The sequence below is a fragment of the Rugamonas sp. GW822-FHT03B10 genome, from assembly GCF_058801745.1.
The window spans coordinates 146,605-168,248 of the sequence record NZ_JBXANP010000004.1 but is presented as its reverse complement, the minus strand read 5'-3'; the positions used below and the strand labels follow the sequence as shown (position 1 = coordinate 168,248).

Below are 21,644 nucleotides of genomic sequence, written 5' to 3'. Positions count from 1 at the left end.
CAAATGACTCCAACTGAGGCTAAGGCGCTGGGCAAGGTCGGCGTGCTGTTCGGCGGCCGCTCCGCCGAGCGCGAGGTATCCATCATGTCCGGCACCGGCGTGCTGCAGGCGCTGCAAAGCCAGGGCGTGGACGCCCACGCCTTCGATCCCGGCCTGCGCTCGCTGGCCGAGCTGGCGGCGGAAAAATTCGACCGCGTGTTCATCGCGCTGCACGGCCGCTTCGGCGAGGACGGCAGCCTGCAGGGCGCGCTGGAACAACTGGGCATCCCCTACACGGGCAGCGGCGTGATGGCCTGCGCCGTGGGCATGGACAAGATCTACACCAAGATCGTGTGGCTGATGCACGGCCTGCCGACGCCCAAATACGCGGTGCTGGACGCGAACTCGGACCTCGACAAGGTGGCGGCCGAGCTGGGCCTGCCGCTGATCGTCAAGCCGCCGCATGAGGGTTCGACCATCGGCATCACCAAGGTGGTGGCGGCCGACGCCTTCAAGGCCGCCTACGACACGGCCGCCGCGCTCGACGATTCCGTGCTTGCCGAGGAATTCGTCACGGGCCGCGAATTCACGGTGGCCGTGCTGGGGCAGGGCGCCACCGCGCGTGCGCTGCCGATCGTGGAGATCGTCGCGCCGGAAGGCAATTACGACTATCAGAACAAGTACTTCACGGACGACACCAAGTACTACTGCCCGGCCGCGCTGGACGCGGCCACGACGGCCGAGATGCAGCGCATCGCCGTGGAGGCCTACCGCGCGCTCGGTTGCGAGGGCTGGGGCCGGGTCGACGTGCTGCTGCGCGAGCGCGACAACAAACCGTTCCTGCTGGAGGTGAACACCTCGCCCGGCATGACCACCCATTCGCTGGTGCCGATGGCCGCGCGCGCGACCGGCATCAGCTACGAGCAGCTGTGCGTGGAAATCCTGCGCTCGGCGCGCCTGAAGATGGCCGCGCCGGCCAAGGGCAAGGAGTAAGCGCATGTGGCAGGACGCTAAAGCCTTGAATGCTACCGCCAACGGCATCTTCGCCCTGGCGCTGCTGGCATGCCTGGCCGCCGGCGTCTGGTGGCTGGCGCAGCGGCCCATGTTCAACCTGCGCACCATCCGCGTGGAGAGCCTGGCCGGCGACGGGGAACTGCGCCATGTGAGCCAGCTCACGCTGCGCAACAACGCGCTGGGCCGGATCAAGGGCAACTTCTTCACCACCAATTTGGACACGGTGCGGCAGGCGTTCGAGTCGGTGCCCTGGGTGCGGCGCGCCACCGTGCGCCGCGAATGGCCGGACCAGCTGATCGTGGCGCTGGAGGAGCATGAGGCGCTGGGCACCTGGGGCGCCGATGGCCGGCTGCTGTCGACCAAGGGCGACGTGTTCACGGCCAACCTGGCCGAGGCCGAGGAGGACCACGCGCTGCCCGAATTCGATGGACCGGAAGGCAGCGAGAAGGAAGTGCTGTCGCGCTTCGAGGAACTGCGCCAGTGGTTCGCGCCGCTCAAGCTGGTGCCGGAGGCGCTGTCGCTGTCGGGCCGCTACGCGTGGACCGTCAAGCTCGACAACGGCATGAGCGTGGCGCTGGGACGCGAACAGACGCCCACCACGTTGAAGGAACGGGTCGACCGGCTGCTGGGCATCTATCCGCAGCTGGTGTCCCATTTGCAGAATATCGAGACCATCGACATGCGGTACCAGAACGGCCTGGCGCTGAGCGCGGCCGATCTGAAGATACCGGCCGAAGGCGCCAGACCGAAGGCGCGACCGGCAGTAATGAAGCAGGGCAAACAGACCAATAACTTAAAGCCAATCAGCAAGCACATACAGTAGGCGAGAGAAATGACAAAAGACGCTAAAAACCTGATCGTCGGCCTCGACATCGGCACCTCGAAAGTGGTGGCGGTGGTGGCCGAGGTGATGTCCGACGGACGCCACGAGGTGATCGGGCTGGGTCAGCACGAATCGAAGGGGTTGAAGAAGGGCGTGGTCGTCAACATCGAGGCCACCGTGGAATCCATCCAGCGCGCGCTGGAGGAGGCCGAGCTGATGGCCGACTGCAAGATCCGCAACGTCTACGCCGGCATCGCGGGCAGCCATATCCGCAGCTTCAATTCCAGCGGCATGGTGGCCATCAAGGACAAGGAAGTGACGGCCACCGACGTGGCGCGCGTGATCGAGACGGCCAAGGCGGTCAACATCCCCACCGACCAGCAGCTGCTGCACACGGTGCCGCAGGAATTCATCGTCGACAGCCAGGAGGACGTGCGCGAGCCGATCGGCATGAGCGGCATCCGGCTGGAGGTGAAGGTGCACATCGTCACCGGCGCCGTGTCGGCCGTGCAGAACATCGTCAAGTGCGTGCGCCGCTGCGGGCTGGAGGTGTCGGACCTGATCCTGCAGCCGATGGCCTCGGCCGACGCCGTGCTCACCCCGGACGAGAAGGAACTGGGCGTGGTCTTGATCGACATCGGCGGCGGCACCACCGACGTGGCGGTGTTCTCGGACGGCGCGATCCGCCACACGGCCGTGATCCCGATCGCCGGCGACCAGATCACCAACGACATCGCGATGGCGCTGCGCACGCCGACCTCGGAGGCGGAGGAAATCAAGATCCGCTACGGCGTGGCCAAGCAGGTGCTGGCCGATCCGGGCGAATCGCTGGAAGTGCCGGGCCTGGGCGACCGTGGTCCGCGCAACCTGTCGCGCCAGGCGCTGGCGGCCGTGATCGAGCCGCGCGTGGAGGAATTGTTCGCGATGGTGCACCAGGTGGTGCGCGAATCCGGTTACGAAGGCGTGCTGTCGTCGGGCATCGTGCTGACGGGCGGCACCTCCATCATGCCGGGCATGGTGGAGATGGCGGAAGACATCTTCCTCAAGCCGGCCCGCCTCGGCACGCCCGACTACCGTGGCCAGCTGGCCGACGTGGTGCGCAGCCCGCGCTACGCGACGGTGCTGGGCCTGCTGCTGGAAGCGAAAAAGCAGTACCTGCGCGGCCACATCGTGACCCGCCAGGATGGTTCGGTGAAGGCGGTCTGGCAGCGCATGAAGGAATGGTTCCTCGGTAATTTTTAAGCAGTGCAGGTCAAGTGGTAAAGGTCGGCAGTAGATTCGGTTGGTGCAGTGTGGTTTGTGGTTTTTAGTACGGCGATTCCAATACATTTAGCTAAACAATTTATATAATTCAACCGCAGTTTTCAATCTCCAGTTCTCCTAAAAGATATGAGGCCTGGCGCTTGGAAACCGCATACTGATAGGAGCACATCATGGAGTTTGATATGGTCGATAACGCAGCTTTGGGAACCGTCATCAAGGTCGTCGGCGTCGGCGGAGCAGGTGGCAATGCAGTTCAACACATGATCAACAAGGGCATGTCGGGCGTCGAGTTCATCGCCGCCAACACCGACGCCCAGGCCCTGTCGACCTCCAAGGCCGACAACATCATCCAGATCGGCGAGACCGGCCTGGGTGCAGGCATGAAGCCTGACGTCGGCCGCAAGCTGGCCGAGGAATCGCGCCAGCGCATCGAGGATTCGCTGCGCGGTGCGCACATGGTGTTCATCGCCGCCGGCATGGGCGGCGGCACCGGCACCGGCGCCGCGCCGATCGTGGCCGAAGTGGCCAAGCAACTGGGCGCGCTGACCGTGGCCGTGGTGTCCAAGCCGTTCTCGCACGAAGGCCAGAAGTGCATGGACATCGCCGACGAGGGCCTGGAACAGCTGTCGGCCAACGTCGACTCGCTGATCGTGATCCTGAACGAGAAGCTGGAAGAGATCTATGAGGACGAATCGCTGATCGAATGGCTGCAGCACGCCGACGATGTGCTCAACAACGCGGTGGCCGGCATCGCCGAGATCATCAACGTGCCGGGCCACATCAACGTCGACTTCAACGACGTCAAGACCATCATGGGCGAGCAGGGCAAGGCCATGATGGGCACGGCCACCGCCTCCGGCGTGGACCGCGCCCGCATCGCGGCTGAACAAGCCGTGGCCTCGCCGCTGCTGGATGGCGTGGACCTGTCGGGTGCGCGCGGCGTGCTGGTGAACGTCACCGCCAGCCGTGGCCTGAAGGGCAAGGAGATCAAGGAAGTGATGGCCGCCGTGCGCGCCTTCGCCGCACCGGACGCCTCCATCGCCCAGGGTATCGCCTACGACGACGACATGGGTGACAACATCCGCGTGACCGTGGTCGCCACCGGCCTGGGCAAGGCCAAGAAGCACGTGCAACTGGTGCCGCAGCAGATGCTGCGCACCGGCACCCACAACAGCCCGCTGATGCCATCGGCCGCGCTGGGCGGTGGCGCCGCTGCCACTTCGGTGTCGGTGGGCGCGGCCGCCGGTCTGGGCAATGCCGCCTACGACGGCATGAAGGCCCCGGCCGTGTGGCGTCGCGAGACGGCGTCCGAGCAGGTGCAGGCGCTGCAGAAGAACGGCATGGAAACCTACGACATCCCGGCCTTCCTGCGCAAGCAGGCTGACTAAGATGCGTGGCGGCGCCCGGCCCGCAGGCTTGAAAGCGGGGCGGGCGCCGTTTTTGCGTCTTCCAGCAGAATCACCGCGCTTCAGGCATACTGCACGTTCTATGCCGGAGCACACCGCGCCGAGGCGCGGTTTTTTTATTTCAAATTCAGAACAGAGGAGTCAAACATGACCATCAAGATCGGCGATACCCTGCCAGAAGGCAGCCTGTCGGAATACATCGAAACCGAAACGGAAGGTTGCGCACTGGGCCCCAACACGTTCAACGTGCAAGACCTGGTCAAGGGCAAGAAGATCGCCATCTTCGGCCTGCCGGGCGCCTACACCCCGACCTGCTCGGCGCAGCACGTGCCCGGCTACGTCAAGCACGCGGCCGAACTGAAGGCCAAGGGTGTGGATGAGATCTGGTGCATCTCCGTCAACGACGCGTTCGTGATGGGCGCCTGGGGCCGCGACCAGAAGGCGACCGGCATCGTGCGCATGATGGCCGACGGCAACGCCGCCTACAGCAAGGCGCTGGGCCTGGACGCCGACTTCAGCAAGTTCGGCATGGGCACCCGCTCGCAGCGTTACTCGATGCTGGTCGAGAACGGCGTCGTCAAGCAGCTCAACGTGGAGCAGGGCGGCAAGTTCGAAGTGTCGAACGCGGAAACGCTGCTGGGCCAGCTGTAATTCCAGCTGCACCAACTGCAAAAAAAAACGGCGCCGCGGCGCCGTTTTTTTGGCGATGTCATCCCGGTTGCGGCGCGTCTTTGATGATGGGCAAAGCCGATTCGAGCGCTGCGGCTGGTGTGATAGGACAGGCGTATGATCTAGGCTTATCCATGGTTTTTGTGCGTCGAGAAGATGAGCCAACTGCTGACACCTGACGAATTGCGCGTACGCGTGCTTGCCGGTTTGACCGCAGCGGTGACACTACGCGCGCAGGGTGTGGGGTTTCAGGTCTGGATCGAAACGGCCGATGGTATCTTCGTGCTGGCTGACGCCGGCGGCGATGTGCAGCGCTTTGTGGATCCGCGCGATGCATTATCGTTGTTGCGTGGGACCGGCATCGAGCAAGTGCGCGTGGAATACGCAGCCTGGGTGCCGGAGGCGGCCGAGGCCGACTGTACTTACGATTCCTGGTTACAGGATAAGGTGGAAATCGCGTTGGCGGGCTTGCGCGACGGTTCCAATCCTACCTATTCGAAGGAGGAGTGGGACAAGATCAAGGCAGATAGACTGTCGCGGCTCGCTACATCATGAAGCGGGTCATCCGGACCGCGACCTATCTAAGCGATCTGGATGACATCTGGCGTTTCGTCGCCCGCGACAGTCCGCAAGCCGCAACCAAACTTTGGGGGCGCATCGATGCGCAGGTTGACCGACTAGCTGATCCGAACTTCCCCCGCCGCCGTGGCCGCGTCAAGGGAACGGTTGAGTTCGTCGCGCATCGCAACTACATCGTGATCTTGCTTGAGGACGCGGACACCGTGATTGCATTGAATGTCGTTCACGCGAAAAAGCGTTACCCGTGAAGAAGCGCCCTTAATCGATCAGTAAATCTCTTCCTCCTGCTTGCAAGCCACGAACATCGCCGCGTCGATAGCGAACGAGTGGTCGGCCTGCACGGCGAAGTAGTCGCGCGCCTCGCGCGGGGCGGAATCCCACAGGCTGCGGATGGCCTGCTCGCGCAGGGCAGGCGTGCGCATGCGCGCCACCCATTCGGCGAAGCGCATCTCCAGTTTCCACTGGCTGTCGATGCGGTGGGCGAAGCCGGCCATGGTCAGCTTGTGGCCCCATTCGCACAGCCGGTAGTCGCGCACGTGCGAGCCGTCGCGCAGCAGTTCCACGGCCTGCAGGGTGGTGTCGCACAGGGCCGACGCGGGCGCCACGATGTCCACGATCACCAGCTTGCCGCCCGGGCGCAGCACACGCCAGGCTTCCTGCAGCGCGGCCGGCACGTCCAGCCAGTGGTGGGCCGAGAAGCGCGTGACCACCAGGTCGAAGATGGCGCCGGGGAAGGGCAGCTGGCCCACGTCGCCCTGCTGGGTGCGGATGTTCTCCAGACCACGGTCGGCCGCCGCCTGCGTGACCACGTCCAGCATGGCCTGCGACAGGTCGAACGCCACCACGGACTGCGCCACGGGCGCCACGGCGAAGCTGGCGTGGCCGGCGCCGCAGCCCAGATCCAGCACGCGGGGCAGGGCCATTTTGCGCGCGATGTCATGCATGGCGCCCAGGTCCGCGCCCTGCGCGTGGACGGCGCTGCTCAGGTAGGCTTGCGCGGTATTGCCAAATTGCTCAACGATGACGGCTTGCTGTTTCATGGTGGCTTCCTCGTGTGGTGGGGAAGCGTCAGAATAGGCAAATTCCTATCCTGTAACAAGACAAGGACTTATACTGGTATAAACACTACCATGCACACCACCCTCGGCGACTACATCCGCGCCCACCGCGAGCGCGTCACCCCTGCCAGCGCCGGCCTGCCCGGCGGCGGACGGCGGCGCACGCCCGGCCTGCGGCGCGAGGAGCTGGCCCAGTTGTGCGACGTCAGCCCCACCTGGCTCACGTGGCTGGAGCAGGGACGGCCGGTGGCGGCCTCGGCCCGCCTGCTGGCCCGGCTGGCCGACGTGCTGCGGCTGTCGGTGGCCGAGCGCGCTTACCTGTTCAGTCTGGCCGGCCGGCTCGATCCGCAACATGACTTCGACGCGGGCGCGGCCGGGCAGGGGCTGGACGCGCTGGTGCGCGCCATCAACGCCCCGGCCTACATCCTCGACCGCCAGTGGGACGCGCTGGCCTGGAACGCCGATGCGGCCGCCCTGCTGCGCGGCTGGCTGGACGGCGCGACGGCGGGCGCGCCCAATCTGCTGCGTTTCATGTTTTTGCAGCCCCAGGCGCGTAGCCTGACGGTGGACTGGCCGGAGCGGGCGCGCCGTCTGGTGGCCGAGTTCCGCGCCGACACGGGCCGCCACGCGGCCCAGGAACCGCTGGCCAGCCTGATCGCGGAACTGGAGGCCGCCAGCGCGGAGTTCGCCCAGTTGTGGACCTTGCAGGACGTGGTCGGCCGCGAGGGCGGCGCGCGCCGCTTCCGCGACGCGGCCGGCGTCGAGCACACGTTCAGCCAGGTCACGCTGCACCCGGCCCAGCGCCCGGACCTGAAACTGGTGATGCTGCTGCCCGCGTCCGGCTAAGCCATGTGCTCAGGTGCAGTGGCCGCAGTGGCTGCGGCGCCGCCGCTGGTCCCGTGCTGCGGCCGCCATCACATCGACGGGTGCCATTCCCGCACGCAGTTGCGCCCCGCCGCTTTCGCCGCATAGAGCGCCTTGTCGGCGCGTTCGATCGAGGTCGCCGCCGGGAGCTCCGGGTCGAGTTGGGTCAGACCGATGGAGACGGAAATGTGCGCAGGTTCCTCGCGGCCGATGTCGATGGGCAGCGCGGCGATCTGCGCGCGCAGCAGATCGATGCGCTCGAAGCTCATGGCCGATTCGGCGTAGGGCATGCAGAGCAGGAACTCCTCCCCGCCGTAGCGGAACACCTTGTCGTAGGGGCGCAGCTGTTTGATCAGATAGTGGATGGTGGTCGCCAGCACCCGGTCCGCCGCCGGATGCCCGTAGCGGTCGTTGACCGCCTTGAAATGGTCGAAGTCCAGCATCGCGATATAGCAGGCCTGGGTCTGGCGCTTCTCCACCTGCTGTTGTTCGCGCAAGGTCGGCAGGATTTCGTAGCGGGTGATCGCGCCGGTCAGCGCGTCGTGATTGAACAGCGAATTTTCCAACTCCCGTTCGAGGGAGCTGATTTCCAGCCGCATCCGGTCGAGCGCGTTGGAGAAGTTATCGTAGTCGAGCGTGGCGATGTGGTTGCCGCCGCTGGCGGCAACCAGCAGCTGCTTGGCCAGCTGGTGCAAGCGCTGGTGTTCTTCGCCCATGGCGATGAAGCCAGGATGGTTGCGCAGTTCGTCGGGGGCCTCGCCGTAAAACCATTGGCCGAACCGGCACTCGGTGTGGGCCAGTTCGCCGACATCGCGTTTGTCGCCCGGCAGCCCGCAAACCAGTGTGCGGACCAAGGCCCCGTACCACGCCTGGTGGTAGTTGAGTGCTTCTTTCAGTTGCGCGAGTATCGATTGCAATTCTTCCCGGGTCGCTGCTTCAAGCGCCATGCGCATCTCCTCAGAATAATCGATCAACTTGCAGTCATTTCAGCTTACCATCAACGGGTTTGCCATACAGCAGCAATCGGGTTGAATGTGGGCAAATTGCGCAACCGGGCACCGCCACGGCGCCGGCGCGCCCAGCAAAAATATTTCCTCCTTGCTATAATTTCCCGGAGCGCTGGCCACACGCCGCCGCTGCTGGCTCTGGACGTCGCCATGATGACGTTCCATGCGGCCGCGTCCCACCATCGCAGCGGCCACCGTTATTCAAGAGGCCCGCCCTGTCCGCCGTCATCGTCTCCCGCAGGGAAAACCTGCACGCCATTTACGCCATGCTGATCGCCGTGGCCATGTTCTCGCTGATGGACACGGCCATGAAAGTGTTGTCGGCCCATTACCCGGCCATGCAGGTGACGGCCTTGCGCGCGCTGTGCTCGCTGCCGCTGCTGTGCGCCTACATGGCTTACAGGGGCGCGTTCGCGCGCATCCTCCATGTGCGCTGGTCCATGCACCTGTTCCGTGGCGCGCTCGGCATCGGCATGCTGACCATGTTCGCGTTCGGCCTGCGCAACTTGTCGCTGGCCGAGGCGTATTCGATCTTCTTCATCGCGCCGTCGCTGATCGCGGCCCTGTCCGTGTTCGTGCTGAAGGAGAAGGTGGGCCGCGCCCAGTGGGCCGCCATTGTGGTCGGCATGATCGGCGTGCTGGTGGTGCTGCGGCCGGAAGGGACGGGTTTCCTGTCGGTCGGCGGCCTGTCGATTCTGGGGGCGGCGGCCTGCTACGCCGTGTCGGCCATCGCCAGCCGCGTGCTGGCCCGCACCGACAACAGCGAATCGATGATGTTCTGGTATCTGCTGATCATGGCCGCCGGCGGGCTGGCCATGGCGGCCGGCGTCTGGGTGCCGGTGCGGCAGGAGGACTGGCTGGTGCTGGTGGCGCTGGCGCTGAGCGGCTTCTTCGGCCAGCTGGCCATCACGGAGGCATTCAGCAAGGGCAAGGCCTCCACCGTGGCCTCGTTCGAATACTCGGCCCTGGCCTGGGGCGTGGCCATCGACTGGCTGTTGTGGCACACGCTGCCGGACGGCTACACGGTGCTCGGCGCGCTGATCATCGTGGCCAGCGGCATCTACCTGGTGCGGCATGAGGCCGTGCATGCGGAGGCGGAACATCCGTGATTGGCGGGCAACAGGGCGGAAACGTGGCTGGCCCAACTTCGCTATAATCGCGGGATGCTTAAACAACGCACCATCAAACAACTGGTCCGCACCACCGGCGTGGGCCTGCATTCCGGCACCAAGGTCGAGCTGACCCTGCGCCCGGCCGCGCCCGATACGGGCATCGTGTTCCGCCGCGTGGACCTGGATCCCATCGTCGATTTCCCCGCCAGCGCCATGGCCGTGGGCGACACCCGCATGGCGTCCGTGCTGGTCAAGGATGGCGCGCGCGTGTCCACGGTCGAGCACCTGATGTCGGCCTGCGCCGGCCTGGGCATCGACAACCTGTACATCGACGTGAGCGCCGAGGAAATCCCCATCATGGATGGCTCGGCCTCGTCGTTCGTGTTTCTGTTGCAGCAGGCGGGCGTGCAGGAACAGCCGGCGGCCAAGAAATTCATCCGCGTGCTGAAGCCGGTCGAGATCCGCGATGGCGTCGGCGACAAGGAAAAATGGGCGCGGTTGTCGCCTTACAACGGTTTTAAATTAGACTTTTTCATCGAATTTAACCACCCGGCCGTCGATGGCACCAGCCAGCGGGCCCAGGTCGATTTCGGCGACGTGTCGTATGTGCACGACGTGGCGCGCGCGCGCACCTTCGGCTTCATGCAGGACGTGGAAATGCTGCGCGGCATAGGCCTGGCGCGCGGCGGCTCGCTGGAAAACGCCATCGTGATGGATGAGTACCGCATCCTCAATTCGGACGGCCTGCGCTACGACGACGAATTCGTGCGCCACAAGATCCTGGACGCCATCGGCGATTTGTACCTGGTAGGCCATCCCTTGCTGGCCAGCTACGAGGCGCACAAGTCCGGCCACGCGCTCAACAACCAGCTGCTGCTGGAGCTGCTCAAGCATCCGGAAGCGTATGAGATCGTCTCGTTCGACACCAACGAGGCGGCGCCACCGTCGTATCTGCGCCAGATGGCGCGTGAGTGGGCGCTAACTTAAGATTTTTTGCCCTAGCCGCCACCCTGGCGGCGGCGGGCCACCATCCGTTGCAGCGCTTCGATCAGGCCGGCGTTGTGGGTGGTCTGCTCGAGCGTGTGGCCCAGCTCGTCGAACGCGGCCACGGCCGCCTCGGGCAGCGACAGCGCCCGCATCTGTTCCTTGATCTCGGCCGCCTTCACCATCTGCACCCGCAGCTTGACCGCCGCCACCTGCCAGCCGCGCCGGGCCAGCGTCTCCTGCAGCTTGGGCACCTGCTGCTTGAGCTTGGCCGCCAGCGCCGCGTTGGGCGTGGCCAGCAGCAACTGGCCGTCCTCGAACGACAGGATTTCCACGTACTGGAACATGGCCGGCAGGGCCGCCGCGCAGTCGCGCTGCAGCGAGGCCATGCGCTCGATGGCCGGCAGCAGCGCGGCCATCTTGTCGTCGCGCCGCAGGAAATCGGTGGCGCCGACGGCCGTGGGTCGCCTCAGGGACAGGTTGGAGGAGTTGAATCGCATGGGCCGAAACATATCACAAGCCGGCCCATCCGTGCCTGCCGCTGTCACGGCCATGCAGCAATTGCGCGCTACCCTCGGCTACGCGCCCACAAAATGTGTTGATTTTGTGGCATTGTTCTGATTTGGGCTATTGTTATACAGGCCAATACCCCAATGTGGACGACTGCGCATGATAAAATCATCGTCTTTTGCCATAGTCGAACTCCGTGCGGTAAGGCAACTTTCACCAACAGAGCTTTTTTTAACGGCGTTTTTTCAAGAATTCAAGCATGTCATTACTGACCCAGATTTTCGGTAGCCGCAACCAGCGGCTGCTCAAGCAATACCAAAAAACGGTACGCGAGATCAATGCGCTCGAGCCTGTCATTGAAAAGCTGTCGGATGCCGAGCTGCAAGCGAAGACGCCCGCCTTCAAGCAACGCATCGCCAACGGTGAGTCGCTGGACGCGATCCTGCCCGAGGCGTTCGCCGTCTGCCGCGAAGCGAGCAAGCGCGTGTTCAAGATGCGCCACTTCGACGTGCAGCTGATCGGCGGCATGGTTCTGCACTACGGCAAAATCGCGGAGATGGGCACGGGCGAGGGCAAGACGCTGACGGCGACGCTGCCGGCCTACCTGAACGCGCTGGCCGGCAAGGGCGTGCACATCGTGACCGTCAACGACTACCTGGCCCAGCGCGACGCCGACACCATGGGCAAGCTGTATGGCTGGCTGGGCCTGACGACCGGCATCAACCTGTCGCAGATGGAGCACGCCGCCAAGCAGGCCGCGTACAACGCCGACATCACCTACGGCACCAACAACGAATTCGGCTTCGACTACCTGCGCGACAACATGGTGTTCGAGGCCCGCGACCGCGTCCAGCGCGTGCTGAACTTCGGCATCGTCGACGAGGTGGACTCGATCCTGATCGACGAGGCCCGCACCCCGCTGATCATCTCCGGCCAGGCCGAGAACCACACCGACCTGTACTACAAGATCAATGAAGTGCCGCGCCTGCTGACCCAGCAGATCGGCGAGGAAACCCCGGACGGCAAGGGCAAGGTCGAAGTCCCCGGCGACTACACCAAGGACGAGAAGGCGCACCAGGTGCTGCTGACCGAGGCCGGCCACGAGAAGGCCGAGGCGATCCTGACCAAGATGGGCCTGCTGCCCGAGGGCGCCTCGCTGTACGACTCGGCCAACATCACGCTGGTGCACCACCTGTACGCGGCCCTGCGCGCGCACGCGCTGTACTTCAAGGACCAGCACTACGTGGTGCAGAACAACGAAGTGATCATCGTCGACGAGTTCACGGGCCGCCTGATGACGGGCCGCCGCTGGTCCGACGGCCTGCACCAGGCGGTGGAGGCCAAGGAAGGCGTCAAGATCCAGAACGAGAACCAGACCCTGGCCTCGATCACGTTCCAGAACTACTTCCGCATGTACAGCAAGCTGGCCGGCATGACCGGCACGGCCGACACGGAAGCCTACGAATTCCAGGAGATCTACGGCCTGGAGACGGTCGTCATCCCACCCAACCGTCCATCGCAGCGCAAGGATCGCCACGACCAGGTGTACAAGTCGTCGGCCGAGAAGTACAACGCCATGATGCTGGAGATCCGCGAGTGCTACGAGCGCGGCCAGCCGGTGCTGGTGGGCACCACCTCGATCGAGAACTCCGAGCTGCTGTCGGGCATCCTGACCAAGGGCGGCCTGCCGCACAACGTGCTGAACGCCAAGCAGCACGCGCGCGAGGCGGAGATCATCGCCCAGGCCGGCAGTCCCAAGGCCATCACCATCGCCACCAACATGGCCGGTCGCGGCACCGACATCGTACTGGGCGGCAACGTGGAGGGGCAGATCCGCGTCATCGAGGCGAACGCCGAGCTGAGCGACGCCGACAAGGCGGCCCAGGCGCAGGCACTGCGCGACGGCTGGCAGGCGCTGCACAACCAGGTGGTGGCGGCCGGCGGCCTGCACATCGTCGGCACCGAGCGCCACGAGTCGCGCCGGGTCGACAACCAGCTGCGCGGCCGTGCCGCGCGCCAGGGCGACCCCGGCTCCTCGCGCTTCTTCCTGTCGCTCGACGACCAGCTGCTGCGCATCTTCGCCGGCGACCGCGTGCGCGCCATCATGGACCGCCTGAAGATGCCGGAAGGCGAACCGATCGAGGCGGGCATCGTGTCGCGTTCGATCGAGTCGGCCCAGCGCAAGGTCGAGGCGCGCAACTTCGACATCCGTAAGCAACTGCTCGAATACGACGACGTCGCCAACGACCAGCGCAAGGTCATCTACCAGCAGCGCAACGAGCTGCTGGAGAGCGTCGACATCGCCGAGCTGATCCAGTCGCTGCGCCACGGCGCCTTCACCGACATGGTGCGCGAATACGTGCCGGCCGAGTCGGTGGAAGAGCAGTGGAACATCAAGGGCCTGGAGGCGGCGCTGGCGGCCGAGTGGCAGATCGAACTGCCGCTGCGCGCCATGCTCGAATCGGAGCAGAACCTGACGGACGAGGACATCCTCGAACGTGTGCTGGCCGCGGCCGACGCGCTGTACCAGTCCAAGATCGACATCGTGGGCAAGGAGGCGTTCGGCGGCTTCGAGCGCAACGTCATGCTGCAAAGCGTGGACAGCCACTGGCGCGAGCACCTGGCCGCGCTCGACCACCTGCGCCAGGGCATCCACCTGCGCGGCTACGCGCAGAAGAACCCCAAGCAGGAGTACAAGCGCGAAGCGTTCGAGCTGTTCGGCCAGATGCTGGACATGATCAAGAACGAAGTGGTGCGCCTGATCATGACGGTGCGCATCCAGTCGCGCGAGGAGATCGACGCGGCCGAGGCTGCCCTGCAGCAGCCGCACGTGGGCAATGTGCACTACCAGCACGCCGACTTCAACCCGAACGCGGCGCCCGAGGACTTGCTGGCGCCCGCGGCCAACGCCGAACCGGCCACCGGCGAACCGTTGCTCAACATGGGCGTGAAGGTGGGCCGCAACGATCCATGCCCATGCGGCAGCGGCAAGAAGTACAAGGCCTGCCACGGCAAGCTGGCCTGATCCGCGTCGGCGGCAAATAAACCGGGGTCAGGTCATGAATTCACGCAAGTTGCGTGAACTCATGACCTGACCCCGGTTTTGTTTTGCTTAGCGGGCGGCGTCGCGCTGGGGGGCCTCGCGCGGGATCGTGATGTGGACGGTGGTGCCGGTGCCGGGCGTGGAGTCGATGGCGATGCGCCCGCCCAGCACGCCGGTGACGATGTTGTAGACGATGTTCATGCCCAGCCCCGTGCCGCCCTGGCCCATCTTGGTGGTGAAGAAGGGGTCGAACACGTGGCGCAGCACGTCCTCCGTCATGCCGGCGCCGTCGTCGCTGAACACCAGGTCCACCATGTCGTCCTCGGCCGCGCCCGCTTCGATCGTGATGTGGCCGCTGGCGCGCTGCTCGAACGCGTGCGCCAGCGCGTTGTTGAGCAGGTTGTTGAGGATCTGGTACAGGCCGCCCGGGTAGGAGTCGAGTTTGATGCCCTCGGGCACGGCCATGCGCACCGCGCAGCCGGCGCGCCGCAGCCGCGGCATGTAGGTGGCCACCGTGTCGTGCACGGCCGTGGCCAGGTCGAATTCGCGCCGCTGGTCGTTGGTCTGGTCGACGGCGATCTGCTTGAACGACGAGATCAGGTCGGCCGCCTTGCGCAGCGAACCGGAGATCAGCTCGCTGGCCAGGCGCACCTCGTCCAGGTATTGCAGCAGTTCGGAACGGCGCAGGTTGCCGCCGGCCACCAGCGCGTCGAACGCGTGCACGCGGTCGCCCAGCGTGGTCGAGGCCAGCAGGCTGTTGCCGATCGGCGTGTTCAGTTCGTGGGCGATGCCGGCCACCAGCGAGCCGAGCGAGGCCATCTTCTCCGACGCCAGCAGTTCGTGCTGGGTCTGGCGCAGCGTGTCGAGCGCGGCGCTCAGGTCGGCGTTGGCCCGCTCCAGCGCGGCCGAGCGTTCGCTGACCCGGCTCTCGAGCGACACGTTCAGGTCCTTCAGTTCGCGCTTGGCGTTCAGCTCCTCGGTCAGGTCGAGCAGGGCCCAGATGATGGCCTGGCGTCCGTCGAGCACCAGGGTCGAGGACCAGATGGCCACGCTGCCCACGCTGCCGTCGGGCAGCAGCACGCCGGCCACGTCGCCCTGCACGCTGCCGTCGCGCAGGAAGATGTCCCACAGGCGGTCGCGCTCGCGCATGCTGGCCCAGAACGACAGCTGGTCCGAGCGCTTGCCGATCAGGTCGCCGACGGGGTGGCCGAAGGTGCGCGTCAGCGCCTGGTTGGCGGCGATGATGTGGCCGTCGAAATCGGTCACGCTCAGCGGCAGCGGCGCCATGTCGAACAGGGTCTTGAAGCGCGCCTCCGATTCGGACAGCCGCTGCTGCGATTGTTCGAGCTGGGCCACGCGCTGGCGCAGCGCGGCGCTCATCGCGTTCAGCGAGCGCGAGAACTGGTCGATCTCGTCGCCTTCGCGGCGCGGCGCCTGCGGCGCCACGGCCTCCAGGCCCGGCGCCAGCTGGCGGGTCTGGCCCGTCAGCGCCTGCAGCCGCTTGCCGATGCCGTGGGTGAACAGGTAGAACAGGGCCACGCCCAGCACCAGGCCGGCCAGCGAGATCACGCCGCCCTGCCACATCACCTCGTCGCGCGACTGCTGCAGGTCGCGCGTGGACAGGCCGAAGTTGAGCGAGCCGACCTTGTTGTCCTGCAGCAGCAGCGGGGTGCGCGCGTGCAGGGTGTGGCCGTCGTCGTAGGTGCGCACGGTCTGGCCTTGCAGCCCGCGGTTGGCGGCCAGCGCGAACGGCAGGGTGGGCGCGCGCGTGCCCACCTCGAGCAGGGGGCGGCGCTCGGCGTCGAGCACGACCAAGTAGCGCAGGTAACTGTCGTTGGGATCGGCCAGCATCTCGGCCAGATAGTTGCTGAGCTCGGCCAGCTTGCCGCGCGTGGCGTAGGGGCCGAGCGACAGATTGAGGGTGACGGCGTACTCATGGGCCACCCGTTCCGCGTTCTTGCTGACGGCGCCGTCCATCAGCCGCAGGCTGTTCCAGATCAGCAGACCGACCACCAGCGCCTGCACCACGGCACTGAGCAGCAGAAATTTCGCGCGCAGCGATAGACTCAACACTTGCCTCCCTTGCCAGCCAATCGACGCCGGACGAGACAGCGCCCGCGCTCCCGGAACGGGGCGCGGGCGCGGATGACGCCGGCTCTTACGGCAGGGTCAGGATGACCTTGACGGTATCATCCACTGCCGACTTGTCAATATAACCGATTGCCTTGGGATCGGCAGCAACGGCTTTCTTGACCTCGGCGTTGGAGCTGTACTCCTTGGGCGGCGTGCCCTTGCCGGTGAACACCAGCTTGGACCAGATCGCCTTCACCTGGGCCGGGTCCTTGTCGGCCGCCTTGTGGTAGAAGTCGGCGCGGATGGGCGAGCCCTCGGCCTGGTCGATCGGCGTGAACATCGTCGATTTGCCCAGGAAGAACTGGGACGCCTGCTCCGAGAACATGCGCGTGGCCGGATTGGCCTTGTTGACGATCACCACGGTTTCGGCGCCGGCCGACAGGGCGGTGGCGGACAGGGCGCACAGCAGGGAGGCTTGGATCAGCAGTTTCATGGCATCCCCCCCATCAGAACACGAAGTCGAGCGAAGCGGCCACCACGTTGACCGTGTCCTTCAATCCCGCCGCCGGGCCGTTGATCAGCGTGCCGGTCTTGGTCTTCGGCTTGACGCGGTCGAGCTGGACCTTCAGATCGACGTTCTTGGCGAAGTCCCAGCGCACACCGATCAGGTCGGTGGTCTGCTCGGCCGACGTCAGCAGGCTGTCGACGGTGGCGAACAGGGCGCCGGCGGGCGGGAAGCCGGCCGGCAGCGTCACCGAGCGGCCATGCTGGGTGATGGCCGAGTGCGCGTAGTAGGGCAGCACTTTGCCCATGCGGTAGCCCACCATCGCGTACCAGGCGTTGTTGTCGGGGATGTAGACCGGGTCCTTGGCGCGGCGCATGCCGTATTCGGCCTGGCCGACGATGTTGTTCCAGTCCAGCAGGGCGCCCACGGCCGTGAACGCCACCTTCTTGGTGTTGTTGACGCCCAGGTCATAGGCCAGCGTGGGGAAGCCGACCTTGGTCAGCACGCCTTGCAGCTGGTTCAGCGGGGCCACGTCGTTGCTGCTCATCCTGGCTTCCACGTGGGCCGCGCGCAGCGTGACCGGGCCGTGCTCGACGGCCACGCTCAGACCGAGCACGGGGGCGCGGTAGGTGGCCACGGTGTTGGCGCCGGCCAGCACCAGCTTGCCGCGGCTGACGCCGACGATGCCCTGGGCCGTGAAGTTGGTGTCGCCGAACGCGTGCTGGTAATTGAAGTCGGCGCCGTCGGCGCCTTCGATCGGATCCTGGGCGTACATCTCGATCGGCGGCCGCATCATCGTGTTGGCGTAGCCCACGTTCTGGTAGTCCGAGATCAGGAAGGTCGGGATCACCACCCGGCCCACGCGCACGTTCAGCTCGTCGTTGATCTTGTACTTGAGGAAGGCCCAGGTCAGGTCGGTGGTGAAGGTGGGGCTGGTGTTCTTGCGGGTCAGCACCTGCACCGTGCCCGACAGCTGGTCGTTGATCTTGTAGCTGGCCTGCAGGCCGAGGTTGGTGTCGAGGCCGATGCGGGCCTTGTCGCCCACGCCTTCGGCCTGGTTGTAGCGGGTGAACTGCGCCTTGTCGGTGTCGGCCCGGGCCACGCCCAGCGTGCCGAAGCCGCCGATGGTGAGATTGCCGTCGTCCAGCGCGCCCGCGTGGGCGCCGCCGAATGCCGCGAATAATGCACTTGCGATAACGAGTTTCTTCATAAGTCCCCTCTTGTTGTCTCTTACGTCGAGAAATTCTTGTCTGGTGCTTGCGGATGTGGTGTGCTCAGGATCGCTGCCGCAGCCATGTCCGCTTAGGTGTTACCTTAGACGAATTTCCTTGAGGCATAAATCTAGAATGTGTCGAATTGCGGCCCCGGTGTGAAAACTGTGGTTTTTTCAGCGCCGTCCAGGACAAAATCAGCGCGACCGCGTTCTGGAAAAGACAACGCCCGGCTCGGGGCCGGGCGTTGTGTGGCAAGCGCCGCGGCGCTTACGGCAGCGTCAGGATCACTTTCACGCTGTCATCGACGGCCGCCTTGCTGATGTAGCCGATGGCCTTGGGGTCGGCCGCCACGGCCTTGCGCACTTCCGCGTCGGAGTGGTACTCCTTGGGCGGCGTGCCTTTGCCGGTGAACTCCAGCTTGGACCAGATGGCCTTGACCTGGGCCGCGTCCTTGTCGGCCACCTTGTGGTAGAACTCGGCGCGGATGGGCGAGCCTTCGGCCTGGTCGACGGGGGTGAACATGGTCGATTTGCCGAGGAAGAACTGGGCCGCCTGTTCCGAGAACATGCGCGTGGCCGGGTTCTTCTGGCTGACGATCACAACGGTTTCAGCCGAGGCCGGCAGCGCAGCCGCGGCCAGGGCGGCCAGCAGCAAAGAAGTCATCATGGATTTCATCGAAGGGCTCCCGATCAGAATACGAAGTCAAGCGCGGCCGCAACCACGGTCACGCTGTTGGTGATGCCGGCGGCCGGCTGGACGAAGATCAGCGAACCGGACTTGACCTTCGGCTTGACGCGGTCGACCTGGAACTTGGCCGCCACGTTCTTGGCGAAGTCCCAGCGCACGCCGATCAGGTCCGAGCTTTGCTCGGTGGACACCAGCAGGCCGCGCACGGTCGCGCCCAGCGGGCTGTTGGCCGGCAGCGTGGCCGGCACGGTGACCGAGCTGCCGGCGCCGGTGACGGCCGCGTGGGCGTAGTACGGCAGCACCTTGCCGACGCGGTAGCCGGCCAGCGCGTACCAGGCGTTGGTGTCGGGCACGTACACGGCGTCCTTGTCGCGCCGCTGCGCGTACTCCGATTGCAGCAGGATGTTGTTCCAGTCCATGGTCAGGCCGACCGAGGTGAACGCGATCTTCTTGCCCGGGGTCAGGCTCAGGTCGTTGGCCAGGGCCGGGAAGCCGACCTTGGTCAGCAGGTTGGTCAGGTTGTTGACCGGGGTCAGGTCGTTGGTGGTCAGCTTGGCGCGCGCGTGGGCCAGGCGCAACTGGAACGGGCCGTATTCGGCGGCCAGGGTGATGCCGCCGGCCGGGGCGCGGTAGGTGGCCACGGAGCCGGCGCCGGTCGGGATGAACAGCTTGCCGCGGCTGACGCCGGCGAAGGCCTGGGCCGTGAAGTTGACGTCGCCGAAGGCGTGCTGGTAGTTGACGTCGCCGCCGTCCACGTTCTCGAGCGTGTTCTGGCCGTACAGTTCGATCGGCGGACGCATCATCGTGTTGGCGTAGCCCACGTTCTGGTAGTCCGAGATCAGGAAGGTCGGCACCACCACGCGGCCGACGCGCACGTTCAGTTCATCGCTGAGCTTGTACTTGAGGAAGGCCCAGGTCAGGTCGGTGGTGAAGGTGGGGCTGGTGTTCTTGCGGGTCAGCACCTGCACCGTGCCCGACAGCTGGTCGTTGAACTTGTACGTGGCCTGCAGGCCGAGGTTGCTGTCGAGGCCGATGCGGGCCTTGTCGCCGACGCCTTCGGCCTGGTTGTAACGGGCGAACTGGGCCTGGTCGGTGTTGCTCTTGGCCACGCCCAGCGTGCCGAAGCCGCTGATGCTCAGGTCGCCATCGCCCAGCGTGCCCGCTTGCGCGGTCGACGCGCCGAAGGCGGCCAGGATGCTTGCTAATAACAGTTGTTTTTTCATTCTTGGATTCCGTTGGGTTCTTTATTGTTCTCGGCGCTCTGTCGTATGGCGCAGTACGCCTGTCGGTCGCGGCACGCTTGTAGCGCACGCAGGCGTCACATTAGACGAATTTCCGCATGGCATCTGTTGTTCAAGAGGGAAATAGAATGAGTGTTCTATTTTTTTGTCGTTTTTCCGGCTTAAAAGCCGCCGCATTCCGCTGCGGGATCAATAAATTATTGATATGGCATGTATTTTTATCATGTTCCGGCCGGTGGCCGGCGGTCGATGGCGGCGCCCGGCCGGCGGCGCCCTGGCCGCGCCGGCGGCCACACGGCGCGCCAACATTTCGCGCGCGAGGGATTACAATAGCGGCTACCTTTTTCCCTCCATCCCTAGCACGAGAACATACCATGGCCGTCAACTCCCCCAAGCCCCTCGCCGCCGACCTCCAGCCCGTCGCGGGCGTCGCCATCGGCTACGCCGAAGCCGGCATCAAAAAGCCCAACCGCAAGGACGTGCTGGTGCTGCAGGTGGCGCCGGGCGCCACGGTGGCCGGGGTGTTCACGCTCAACCGTTTCTGCGCCGCGCCGGTGCAGGTGGCCAAGGCCCACCTGGCGGCCGCGCAGGCCGGCGGCAAGCCGATCCGCGCGCTGATGGTCAACACCGGCAACGCCAACGCCGGCACGGGCGAGGCCGGCCTGGCCGCCGCCAACGCCAGCTGCGCCGCGCTGGCCGGCCTGCTCGGCTGCGAGGCGCAGCAGATCCTGCCGTTCTCGACCGGCGTGATCCTCGAGCAACTGCCGGTCGACAAGATCGTGGCCGGCCTGCCGCAAGCCGTGGCCGGCCTGCGGGCCGACAACTGGTTCAATGCGGCCGAAGCCATCATGACCACCGACACCCAGCCCAAGGCCGCCTCGCGCCGGGTCGACGTGGCCGGCCACGCGGTCACGCTGACGGGCATCAGCAAGGGCGCCGGCATGATCAAGCCCAACATGGCGACCATGCTCGGCTTCCTGGCGTTCGACGCCAAGGTCGCCCAGCCCGTGCTGGACGTGCTGGTCAAGCAGGTGGCCGACCTCAGCTTCAACTGCATCACCATCGACGGCGACACCTCGACCAACGATTCCTTCATGCTGATCGCCACCGGCGCCGGCACGCTGGAGGTCAGTTCCGTCGACAGCCCCGAGTACGCGCAACTGGCGGCCGCCGTGACCGACCTGGCGCTGTTCCTGGCGCAGGCGATCGTGCGCGACGGCGAGGGCGCCACCAAGTTCATCACCGTCACGGTGGAGGACGGCAAGGACGTGGCCGAATGCCGCAAGATCGCCTACTCGATCGGCCACTCGCCGCTGGTCAAGACGGCGTTCTTCGCGTCCGACCCCAACCTGGGCCGCATCCTGGCCGCCATCGGCTACGCCGGCGTGGACGACCTCGACGTGAGCCGCCTCAACCTCTACCTGGACGACGTGTGGGTGGCCAAGGATGGCGGCCGCAATCCCGACTACAAGGAGGAGGACGGCCAGCGCGTGATGTCGCAAAGCGAGATCACGGTGCGCGTCAAGCTGGCGCGCGGCGCGGCCGCCGCCACCGTCTACACCTGCGACCTGTCGCACGACTACGTGACCATCAACGCCGACTACCGTTCCTGA

At 65.6% G+C, this 21,644-nt stretch carries 20 protein-coding genes; 12 read left to right on the top strand and 8 right to left on the bottom strand.

Features of this window, described 5'->3' with window-relative positions; all coding sequences use genetic code 11:
- The first annotated feature begins 3 nt into the window (after window positions 1-3).
- The 7 genes from AC1RQG_RS08795 (at window position 4) to AC1RQG_RS08765 (ending at window position 5,981) form a co-directional block, all read left to right on the top strand.
- Window positions 4-972, top strand: a complete 969-nt coding sequence (locus AC1RQG_RS08795; protein WP_493130356.1) for a D-alanine--D-alanine ligase — start codon at window positions 4-6, stop codon at window positions 970-972.
- Between the two features lie 4 nt (window positions 973-976).
- The gene (locus AC1RQG_RS08790) at window positions 977-1,816 is read left to right on the top strand and encodes a cell division protein FtsQ/DivIB (protein ID WP_493130354.1); all 840 of its coding nucleotides are present in this window, start codon (window positions 977-979) and stop codon (window positions 1,814-1,816) included.
- Between the two features lie 9 nt (window positions 1,817-1,825).
- On the top strand, window positions 1,826-3,058 hold the full coding sequence (ftsA, locus tag AC1RQG_RS08785) for a cell division protein FtsA (RefSeq protein ID WP_173593949.1): 1,233 nt from the start codon (window positions 1,826-1,828) through the stop codon (window positions 3,056-3,058).
- Between the two features lie 191 nt (window positions 3,059-3,249).
- Window positions 3,250-4,467, top strand: a complete 1,218-nt coding sequence (gene ftsZ / locus AC1RQG_RS08780) for a cell division protein FtsZ (RefSeq protein WP_493130352.1) — start codon at window positions 3,250-3,252, stop codon at window positions 4,465-4,467.
- A 165-nt stretch (window positions 4,468-4,632) separates the two neighbouring features.
- Complete coding sequence (locus tag AC1RQG_RS08775) at window positions 4,633-5,136, top strand: peroxiredoxin (protein WP_182160508.1); 504 nt, start codon at window positions 4,633-4,635, stop codon at window positions 5,134-5,136.
- A 174-nt stretch (window positions 5,137-5,310) separates the two neighbouring features.
- Window positions 5,311-5,709, top strand: a complete 399-nt coding sequence (locus tag AC1RQG_RS08770; RefSeq protein ID WP_493130350.1) for a hypothetical protein — start codon at window positions 5,311-5,313, stop codon at window positions 5,707-5,709.
- Window positions 5,706-5,981: a type II toxin-antitoxin system RelE/ParE family toxin gene (locus tag AC1RQG_RS08765; RefSeq protein ID WP_493130348.1), complete on the top strand. Its 276-nt coding sequence runs from the start codon at window positions 5,706-5,708 to the stop codon at window positions 5,979-5,981. Before AC1RQG_RS08770 ends, AC1RQG_RS08765 begins: the two co-directional genes overlap by 4 nt.
- Window positions 5,982-5,999: 18 nt before the next feature.
- Here the strand turns inward: AC1RQG_RS08765 and AC1RQG_RS08760 are convergent, their stop codons facing one another.
- The gene (locus tag AC1RQG_RS08760) at window positions 6,000-6,773 is read right to left on the bottom strand and encodes a class I SAM-dependent methyltransferase (protein WP_493130346.1); all 774 of its coding nucleotides are present in this window, start codon (window positions 6,771-6,773) and stop codon (window positions 6,000-6,002) included.
- Window positions 6,774-6,863: 90 nt separating this feature from the next.
- Between AC1RQG_RS08760 and AC1RQG_RS08755 the strand changes: the two genes are divergently transcribed.
- The gene (locus AC1RQG_RS08755; RefSeq protein ID WP_493130344.1) at window positions 6,864-7,637 is read left to right on the top strand and encodes a helix-turn-helix transcriptional regulator; all 774 of its coding nucleotides are present in this window, start codon (window positions 6,864-6,866) and stop codon (window positions 7,635-7,637) included.
- A 68-nt stretch (window positions 7,638-7,705) separates the two neighbouring features.
- Here the strand turns inward: AC1RQG_RS08755 and AC1RQG_RS08750 are convergent, their stop codons facing one another.
- Window positions 7,706-8,602, bottom strand: a complete 897-nt coding sequence (locus tag AC1RQG_RS08750) for a diguanylate cyclase (RefSeq protein WP_493130342.1) — start codon at window positions 8,600-8,602, stop codon at window positions 7,706-7,708.
- Between the two features lie 326 nt (window positions 8,603-8,928).
- On the opposite strand from AC1RQG_RS08750, the gene AC1RQG_RS08745 reads away from it, so the two are divergent.
- Window positions 8,929-9,771 (top strand): DMT family transporter, encoded by an 843-nt coding sequence (locus AC1RQG_RS08745; RefSeq protein ID WP_493130340.1) that lies wholly within the window; start codon window positions 8,929-8,931, stop codon window positions 9,769-9,771.
- A gap of 54 nt (window positions 9,772-9,825) precedes the next feature.
- Window positions 9,826-10,761 carry a UDP-3-O-acyl-N-acetylglucosamine deacetylase gene (lpxC, locus tag AC1RQG_RS08740; RefSeq protein ID WP_493130338.1) on the top strand — a complete coding sequence of 312 codons (936 nt, stop codon included), beginning with the start codon at window positions 9,826-9,828 and terminating at the stop codon, window positions 10,759-10,761.
- Between the two features lie 11 nt (window positions 10,762-10,772).
- Here the strand turns inward: lpxC and AC1RQG_RS08735 are convergent, their stop codons facing one another.
- Window positions 10,773-11,258, bottom strand: a complete 486-nt coding sequence (locus tag AC1RQG_RS08735) for a hypothetical protein (RefSeq protein WP_493130336.1) — start codon at window positions 11,256-11,258, stop codon at window positions 10,773-10,775.
- A gap of 269 nt (window positions 11,259-11,527) precedes the next feature.
- On the opposite strand from AC1RQG_RS08735, the gene secA reads away from it, so the two are divergent.
- Window positions 11,528-14,293, top strand: coding sequence for a preprotein translocase subunit SecA (secA, locus tag AC1RQG_RS08730; protein ID WP_493130334.1), 2,766 nt, complete (start codon window positions 11,528-11,530; stop codon window positions 14,291-14,293).
- A gap of 87 nt (window positions 14,294-14,380) precedes the next feature.
- Here secA and AC1RQG_RS08725 read toward each other — a convergent pair whose 3' ends face one another.
- From AC1RQG_RS08725 to AC1RQG_RS08705, 5 genes are all read right to left on the bottom strand, one after another.
- Window positions 14,381-16,381 (bottom strand): sensor histidine kinase, encoded by a 2,001-nt coding sequence (locus tag AC1RQG_RS08725; RefSeq protein WP_493130332.1) that lies wholly within the window; start codon window positions 16,379-16,381, stop codon window positions 14,381-14,383.
- An 88-nt stretch (window positions 16,382-16,469) separates the two neighbouring features.
- Complete coding sequence (locus AC1RQG_RS08720; protein WP_493130330.1) at window positions 16,470-16,877, bottom strand: type 2 periplasmic-binding domain-containing protein; 408 nt, start codon at window positions 16,875-16,877, stop codon at window positions 16,470-16,472.
- Window positions 16,878-16,890: 13 nt separating this feature from the next.
- Window positions 16,891-18,099 (bottom strand): porin, encoded by a 1,209-nt coding sequence (locus AC1RQG_RS08715; protein WP_493130328.1) that lies wholly within the window; start codon window positions 18,097-18,099, stop codon window positions 16,891-16,893.
- Between the two features lie 271 nt (window positions 18,100-18,370).
- The gene (locus AC1RQG_RS08710) at window positions 18,371-18,769 is read right to left on the bottom strand and encodes a type 2 periplasmic-binding domain-containing protein (RefSeq protein WP_493130326.1); all 399 of its coding nucleotides are present in this window, start codon (window positions 18,767-18,769) and stop codon (window positions 18,371-18,373) included.
- Window positions 18,770-18,792: 23 nt separating this feature from the next.
- Window positions 18,793-20,013, bottom strand: coding sequence for a porin (locus tag AC1RQG_RS08705; RefSeq protein ID WP_493130324.1), 1,221 nt, complete (start codon window positions 20,011-20,013; stop codon window positions 18,793-18,795).
- A 392-nt stretch (window positions 20,014-20,405) separates the two neighbouring features.
- On the opposite strand from AC1RQG_RS08705, the gene argJ reads away from it, so the two are divergent.
- A complete protein-coding gene (argJ, locus tag AC1RQG_RS08700; protein ID WP_493130322.1) occupies window positions 20,406-21,644 on the top strand; it encodes a bifunctional glutamate N-acetyltransferase/amino-acid acetyltransferase ArgJ in 1,239 nt (412 codons plus the stop codon).